The sequence below is a fragment of the Pseudomonas putida genome (genome assembly GCF_004357765.1).
GTDB classification, from domain to species: Bacteria; Pseudomonadota; Gammaproteobacteria; order Pseudomonadales; family Pseudomonadaceae; genus Aquipseudomonas; species Aquipseudomonas putida_U.
Window position 1 is genome coordinate 1 of sequence record NZ_SMTE01000030.1, and the last position, 1,811, is coordinate 1,811.

A 1,811-nucleotide genomic window follows, 5' to 3' on the forward strand; every position below is an offset into this window, starting at 1 on the left:
GTCGCGGATCGAGAAGTTGGCCATGTGCTCCAGGCCTTTGATCAGCGCCGAATGGTCCCAGTTACCGCCACCCAGGGCCTGGCAGGTGTTGAACACTTGCTGGGCATTGGAGGTGTTGGGCAGGTTGATGCCCAGTTCCTTGGCGCCTTGCAGGGCCAGGTTCAGGTCCTTCTGGTGCAGGTTGATGCGGAAGCCTGGGTCGAAGGTGCCTTTGATCATGCGCTCGGCATGCACTTCGAGGATCTTCGACGAGGCGAAGCCGCCCATCAGGGCTTCACGTACCTTGGCCGGGTCGGCGCCGTTCTTGGCGGCGAACAGCAGGGCTTCGGCGACGGCCTGGATGTTCAGGGCGACGATGATCTGGTTGGCCACCTTGGCGGTCTGGCCGTCGCCGTTGCCGCCGACGCGGGTGATGTTCTTGCCCATGGCCTGGAACAGCGGCAGGGCGCGCTCGAAGGCGTTCGGGCAGCCACCGACCATGATGCTCAGGGTCGCGGCCTTGGCACCGACTTCACCGCCGGACACCGGGGCGTCCAGGTAGGCGGCGCCGGTGGCCTTGATTTTTTCGGCGAAGGCTTTGGTGGCGGTGGGCGAAATCGAGCTCATGTCGATCACGACCTTGTTCGGGCCCACGCCTTCGGCGACGCCGTTCTCACCGAACAGCACGCTTTCGACCTGTGGGGTGTCGGGGACCATGACGATGATGAATTCGGCTTCCTGGGCCACTTCTTTCGGGTTGGCCAGGGCGACTGCGCCAGCGGCGATCAGCTCGGCCGGGGCAGGGTCGTGATGGGTGGAGACGAAGAGGCTGTGACCTGCTTTTTGCAGGTTCTGGGCCATGGGCTTGCCCATGATGCCGGTGCCGATGAAACCGATTTTAGCCATGAGACATTACCTCATTGTATGTGTGATAGCTTAAGCGAGCCTCGCCCCCCTGTGGGAGCGGGCTTGCCCGCGAAGCAGACAACTCGGTGGGTGGCACCGGCTGTGCCGGTGTTCGCGGGCAAGCCCGCTCCCACAGTGTTCCGCGTTGTTTCTTAAATTGCGTTATGGGTTTTCAGCCAGCCAAGACCCGCTTCGGTCGTGGTCAGCGGCTTGTACTCCGCGCCTACCCAGCCCTGGTAGCCGATGCGGTCCAGGTGTTCGAACAGGAAGCGGTAGTTGATCTCGCCGGTGCCGGGTTCGTTGCGGCCCGGGTTGTCGGCCAGCTGGATGTGGTTGATCAGGTTCAGGTTGGCTTCCATGGTGCGGGCCAGGTCACCTTCCATGATCTGCATGTGGTAGATGTCGTACTGCAGGAACAGGTTGTCGCTGCCGACTTCGGCCTGGATTTCCAGGGCCTGTTTCGTGGTGTTCAGGTAGAAGCCGGGGATGTCGCGGGTGTTGATCATTTCCATGACCAGACGGATACCGGCGGCTTTGAGCTTGTCAGCGGCGTAGTGCAGGTTTTCCACGAACGTCTTGCGCACGGTGGCGCAGTCCGGGCCTTGCGGGCGGATGCCGGCCAGGGCGTTGACCTGGGTGTTGCCCAGCACCTTGGCGTATTCGATGGCCTTGTCGACCCCGGCGCGGAATTCTTCGACGCGATCGGGGTGGCAGGTGATGCCACGTTCACCTTTGGCCCAATCGCCGGCGGGCAGGTTGAACAGCACCTGGGTCAGGCCGTTGGCATCGAGCTGCTGCTTGATTTCTGCAGCGCTGAAGTCATACGGGAAGAGGTATTCGACGCCGCTGAAACCGGCATCGGCGGCCGCCTTGAAGCGGGCCAGGAAGTCCTGTTCGGTGAACAGCATGGACAGGTTGGCAGCCAA

At 62.5% G+C, this 1,811-nt stretch carries 2 protein-coding genes; both read right to left on the reverse strand.

From position 1 onward, the window contains the following. Window positions 1-885: 2-hydroxy-3-oxopropionate reductase (locus E2H86_RS25435; RefSeq protein ID WP_133332253.1), on the reverse strand; the 885-nt coding region annotated here is incomplete at its 3' end. Window positions 886-1,037: 152 nt separating this feature from the next. Then, window positions 1,038-1,811, reverse strand: a complete 774-nt coding sequence (gene hyi, locus E2H86_RS25445) for a hydroxypyruvate isomerase (RefSeq protein WP_133332255.1) — start codon at window positions 1,809-1,811, stop codon at window positions 1,038-1,040.